This window comes from Flavihumibacter sp. CACIAM 22H1 (assembly GCF_001601815.1).
In the GTDB taxonomy this organism is placed as follows: domain Bacteria; phylum Bacteroidota; class Bacteroidia; order Chitinophagales; family Chitinophagaceae; genus Flavihumibacter.
Map to the genome: position 1 here is coordinate 28,286 of NZ_LUKG01000049.1, position 6,036 is coordinate 34,321.

A 6,036-nucleotide genomic window follows, 5' to 3' on the forward strand; every position below is an offset into this window, starting at 1 on the left:
GCCGTAAATCAAATGCTGTTAAGGCAGAAGGCGGCCGTGCACTGAAATCGCTTTCAGATGTACTGAAAGGTAAACAAGGGCGTTTCCGCCAAAACCTTTTGGGTAAGCGGGTAGACTATTCTGGTCGTTCTGTAATTGTGGTAGGTCCTGAACTTAAAATGCATGAGTGCGGATTACCGAAGGATATGGCTGCAGAATTGTTTAAGCCGTTTATTATCCGCAAGCTGATTGAGCGGGGTATTGTAAAAACTGTGAAGAGCGCCCGTAAACTGGTAGATAAAAAAGAGCCGGTAATCTGGGACATTCTTGAAAATATTCTGAAAGGACACCCTGTAATGTTAAACCGTGCCCCAACACTGCACCGTTTGTCCATTCAGGCCTTCCAGCCTAAACTGATCGAAGGAAAAGCGATTCAGCTTCACCCATTGGTAACAACGGCCTTCAACGCCGACTTTGACGGTGACCAGATGGCGGTACACGTACCCTTGAGCAATGCCGCTATTCTCGAAGCACAATTATTGATGCTTTCAGCGCATAACATTCTTAACCCCCAGAATGGTACACCTATTACCCTGCCTTCACAGGACATGGTACTCGGTCTGTATTATATCACCAAGGGTAAGAAGTCCACTGAAACAGAAAAAGTACGTGGTGAGGGCATGAGCTTCTATTCTCCGGAAGAAGTAATCATTGCCTATAATGAGAACAGGATCGACCTGCATGCTCCCATTAAAGTACGGGTGAATGTTCGTACCAACGAAGGCAAGCTGGTAAAAAAACTGACCGAAACAACGGTTGGACGTATTCTCTTTAACCAGTTTGTTCCTGCAGAAGTAGGCTATATCAATGCCCTGCTTACTAAAAAGTCGCTTCGGGATATCATCGGTGATATCATCAATATTACCAATGTACCTAAAACGGCTAAGTTCCTGGACGAAATCAAAACCCTCGGATTCCGCATGGCATTCCGTGGTGGCCTGTCGTTTAACCCGCAGGATCTGATTATTCCGGATGTGAAAGGACAATTGCTGGAGAATGCAAAAGTTGAAGTAGACGAAGTGTGGGACAACTATAATATGGGTCTCATTACCAATAACGAACGGTATAACCAGATCGTTGATATCTGGTCGAGGGTAGATACCCGCATTACGGAGACCCTTATCCGCGAAATGCAAAATGACAAACAGGGCTTCAACTCTGTTTACATGATGCTGGATTCAGGTGCCCGTGGATCTAAACAGCAGGTTAAACAGCTGGCAGGTATCAGGGGACTGATGGCGAAGCCGAGAAAAAGCGGATCTACCGGTTCTGAGATCATTGAAAACCCGATTCTTTCCAACTTTAAAGGAGGACTGAACGTATTGGATTACTTTATCTCTACGCACGGTGCCCGTAAAGGTTTGGCGGATACCGCCCTTAAAACGGCCGATGCAGGTTACCTGACCCGTCGTCTGGTAGATGTTGCACAGGATGTGGTGATCACTGAAACAGATTGCGGAACCCTGCGTGGTATTGCAACTACTGCATTGAAAGACAATGAGGATATCATTGAACCACTGAAAGACCGGATTGAAGGAAGAAATTCTCTCCATAATATTTATGACCCTCTTACCGATGAGCTCATCGTTGAAGCAGGTACAGAGATTACAGCTTTCACGGCACAGCGAATTGAAGAAGCAGGTATTGAAACAGTAGAGATCCGCTCTGTACTGACCTGCGAAAGCAAACGTGGTGTATGTGTAAACTGTTATGGTAAAAACCTTGCCACAGGGTACACTGCTCAGAAAGGGGACGCAGTAGGTATCATTGCCGCCCAGTCCATCGGTGAGCCGGGTACACAGCTGACCCTCCGTACCTTCCACGTAGGTGGTGTGGCCGGATCGGCTTCTGTAGAATCTAGCTTGCTCGCCAAGTTTGATGGTACAATGATGTTTGATGGATTACGTACTGTAACCACAGAAAACCAGGAAGGCGAAAAGGTTCAGGTGGTAATCGGTCGTACTGGTGAAATCCGGAATATGGATGTTGAAAACGATCGTCTCCTGAACGTGGTAAACATCCCGTATGGTGCCACCCTGATCGTGAAGGATGGTCAGAAAGTGAAAAAAGGTGATGTGATCTGTACCTGGGATCCGTATAACAACGTAGTTATTGCTGAAATTCCTGGTACCGTTAAGTTTGAGCATGTTATAGAAGGTATCACGTATCGCGAAGAATCGGACGAACAAACCGGTCACCGTGAGAAAGTGGTTATCGAAACCAAGGATAAAACTAAAATTCCGTCCATTTTGGTGGAAGGAAAAGAGATTAAATCGTATAACCTTCCTGTTGGCTCTCATATCATCATGGATGAAGGAGAAGAGGTTAAAGCTGGCCAGGTATTGGTTAAAATTCCGCGCGTGTTGGGTAAACTGCGTGATATTACCGGTGGTCTGCCAAGGGTTACAGAATTGTTCGAAGCACGTAATCCGGGTAACCCAGCTATTGTGTCGGAAATTGATGGGGTGGTTGCATTTGGTGCTATCAAACGGGGTAACCGCGAGATAATCGTGGAAGCACGGGATGGGGTTACCAAAAAATACCTGGTGCCGTTGACCCGCCAGATCCTTGCACAGGATGGTGACTTCGTGAAAGCAGGTGTAGCCCTGTCGGACGGGCAGATTGCACCCAGTGATATCCTCTCGATCAAAGGACCTTTTGCTGTACAGGAATACGTGGTAAATGAGATCCAGGAAGTTTACCGTTTACAGGGTGTACGGATCAACGATAAACACATCGAAGTAATCGTTCGCCAGATGATGAAAAAAGTATCCATTGTAGATCCGGGAGATACCAAGTTCCTGGAAGACGATACCGTGGATAAGTTTGACTTCATCGAAGAAAACGATTGGATCTACGATAAAAAAGTGGTTACCGAACCGGGGGAAAGTTCCCGTATGCGTGCCGGTCAGATTGTAAATCTGCGTGATCTGCGGGAAGAAAATTCCATCCTGCGTCGTTCAGATAAGAAACTGGTAGAATACCGGGATGCTCAATCTGCTACATCTCACCCCTTGTTATTAGGTATCACCAAAGCATCATTGGGTGTACAAAGCTGGATCTCTGCAGCTTCTTTCCAGGAAACTACGAAAGTATTGAGTACTGCTGCTATCAATGGTAAAACCGATGATATGATGGGCTTGAAAGAGAACGTGATCACTGGTCACCAGATACCTGCAGGTACCGGCTTACGTGATTTTGAAAACATGATCGTGGGAAGCAAAGAAGAATACGAATTGCTTCAGACGACCCGCGAGGCGATGAATTTCGACGACGAAGAGTAAGTTGTTTAACTATACAAAGTGCCTGATGCCGGGAGGTATCAGGCACTTTTTCTTTTAATTCGGCAATAATTTTTTGTGATGTTCACACAAAGCGTTAAAATTAGGTCTAAATTAAAAGGTCAGTAAAAGGTTCTGCCAAATCCCTTAATTTGCCGTTATCAAATACTATTTCATGAAGTATCTTTCTCTGGTTTTAAGTGCTGTTGCTACCCTGATTAGTGGTTATTTGCTGGTTCAGCACATGGGTTCTAAATCCGGTAGTAAAAAAACAGATGCAGCATCCTCCACTACAAGTGATCAATCAGCTGAGTTCAGGATCGCTTATTTTGATATTGATTCCTTACAGAACAAATACGAGTATTTTAAAGATGCACTGGGCGAACTCAAAGTGAAAGAAGAGAATATGAATAAAGAGTTGTCTTCACTGGAACGGTCTTACCAGAAAAAAATAAACGAATGGCAACAAAAAGGGGCTAGCATGAGTCAGTCTGAAGCGGAAGCCGTGCAGCGTGAATATGGCCAGATGCAGCAAAACTATCAGCAACGTCGCCTCACCCTGGAGCAGCAGTTGGAGAACCTGAAAATGGACTACAAGAAAAACATTAAAACAAAAATCGAAGAATACCTTCGTCAATTTAACAAGGACAAAGGCTATTCCTATATTATTTCCTACGAGCCGGAACTGATGTTCTACCGCGATACTGCTTACAATATTACCGACCAAATCATTCAGGGACTGAATGCGGAATATAAGAAAGCCGGGGAGAAGAAGTAAGAAGGGAAAGAGGAGGAAGGAGAAAGAGGGAAAGGGAAGAAGTTTAGCCTGAGAAATGAAAGAATTTAAACCCGCGAATTTCGCGGGTTTGTCTTTTCCCCCCTTTTCCCTTCTCCCTTCTTTTCCCTATCTTTCCTCCTAAACTAACTATTTATGGCCCAGGAAGGCGCTTCGTTCAAACCCAGTTTAGGCTTATTGGATGCTACCATGATCGTTGCCGGCTCTATGATCGGGTCCGGTATCTTTATTGTATCCTCCGATATTGCCCGGAATGTTGGAAGCGCCGGATGGCTGATTTTTGTGTGGTTGCTGACCGGCTTTATGACATTGATCGCCGCATTGAGTTATGGGGAATTAAGTGCTATGTACCCTAAAGCTGGCGGACAATACGTTTATCTTAAAGAAGCATATAACCCGTTGGTCGGTTTTTTATACGGGTGGAGTTTTTTTGCGGTTATTCAAACGGGTACCATAGCTGCCGTAGGGGTTGCCTTCTCCAAATTTGCCGCCTATATTTTTCCTTCCCTGAGCGAAAAAGTGATTTTATTGGATATGGGATATATCCAGATTTCATCTGCCCAACTCGTTGCTATTCTTGTAGTGGTGCTATTATCTTATATCAATACAAGGGGGGTTAAAGAAGGAAAATTGATTCAGACCACGTTTACGCTGGCAAAGCTGCTGGCTTTATTCGGATTGATCATTTTTGGCTTTATACTCGGTGCAAAAGCAGGTATTTGGGAAGCTAACTGGGCCGATGCCTGGAGTTTTGGAAAACTGGCAAAAACAGAAGCCGGAAACGAGTTGGTATACGTTGGTGAAACCGTTCAAAAAACATTTTATCAAAACTGGCCGGCTATTATTGGAGCATTGTCAGCCGCCATGGTTGGCTCTGTTTTCAGCAGTGATGCATGGAACAACGTAACATTTATTGCGGGTGAAATCAAACGTCCGGAAAAAAACATTGGGCTGAGTTTGTTCTTTGGAACCCTGATCGTTACCATTATTTATGTATGCGCCAACCTGATGTATACCGCTGTGTTACCATTAAACGATATAGCTTTTGCCCAGGACGATCGGGTTGCTGTAGCTGCCTCGCAGAATATTTTTGGCAGCATGGGTACGGATGTAATTGCGCTGATGATCATGGTTTCTACATTTGGTTGCAATAATGGTTTAATTCTATCCGGTGCAAGAGTTTATTATACCATGGCAAAAGATGGGTTATTTTTTCAATCGGTCGGAACCCTGAATAAAAACGGTGTGCCTTCTAAGGCGCTCTGGATCCAGTGCGTATGGGCCAGTATCCTTTGTCTTAGTGGAAAGTACGGCGATTTGCTGGACTATGTGGTTTTTGTGGTACTGATCTTTTATGTATTAACGATTATAGGTATTTTCAAGCTGCGGCGTTCTCAGCCTAATGCTCCAAGGCCCTATAAGGCATTTGGCTATCCTGTTTTGCCGGCCTGTTATATTCTGCTTGCCACTGCTATGTGTTTTGCGCTCTTATATACAAAACCTAAATTTGCTTCTTTCGGATTGCTGATTGTACTCATCGGAATCCCCATTTATTTTATTGCAGTAGCCGGAAAAAAAGGAACTGTAAAATGACGTAATGTATATGAATTTTGAGCAGCTGTTTGAGTCCTTTACCAACATAAAAGTGGCTGTAGTAGGAGATGTTATGCTGGATACGTACTGGTGGGGCCATGTAGATCGCATTTCACCAGAAGCCCCGGTACCTGTTGTTGCATTGGATAAGAGCGAACAAAGGATCGGGGGTGCCGGAAACGTGGCACTTAACCTGGTTGCTTTAGGCGCTCATGTACATATTTTTTCCGTTTTAGGAGAGGATGCAGATGGTAAACAATTAGATACCTTACTTACGGATGCAGGCATTGATACGTCTTTCATAATTTTCAGCCACGAGCGTAAAAC

Annotated in this window: 4 protein-coding genes; all 4 read left to right on the forward strand. The window is 44.5% G+C overall.

Annotated elements, in window-relative coordinates:
• The coding region (gene rpoC, locus A1D16_RS13745) for a DNA-directed RNA polymerase subunit beta' (protein WP_290710442.1) at window positions 1-3,323 on the forward strand (3,323 nt) is incomplete at its 5' end.
• Between the two features lie 172 nt (window positions 3,324-3,495).
• Window positions 3,496-4,098 carry an OmpH family outer membrane protein gene (locus tag A1D16_RS13750; protein ID WP_290710444.1) on the forward strand — a complete coding sequence of 201 codons (603 nt, stop codon included), beginning with the start codon at window positions 3,496-3,498 and terminating at the stop codon, window positions 4,096-4,098.
• Between the two features lie 153 nt (window positions 4,099-4,251).
• The gene (locus A1D16_RS13755; RefSeq protein ID WP_290710446.1) at window positions 4,252-5,709 is read left to right on the forward strand and encodes an amino acid permease; all 1,458 of its coding nucleotides are present in this window, start codon (window positions 4,252-4,254) and stop codon (window positions 5,707-5,709) included.
• 10 nt (window positions 5,710-5,719) lie between these two features.
• Window positions 5,720-6,036 (forward strand): PfkB family carbohydrate kinase (locus tag A1D16_RS13760; RefSeq protein ID WP_290710448.1); only part of this gene is annotated, 317 nt, incomplete at its 3' end.

Bases quoted from the DNA above. Each gene is read 5' to 3' on its own strand.
- A1D16_RS13755 (WP_290710446.1), top strand. From the start codon at position 4,252: ATGGCCCAGGAAGGCGCTTCGTTCAAACCCAGTTTAGGCTTATTGGAT.
- A1D16_RS13750 (WP_290710444.1), top strand. From the start codon at position 3,496: ATGAAGTATCTTTCTCTGGTTTTAAGTGCTGTTGCTACCCTGATTAGT.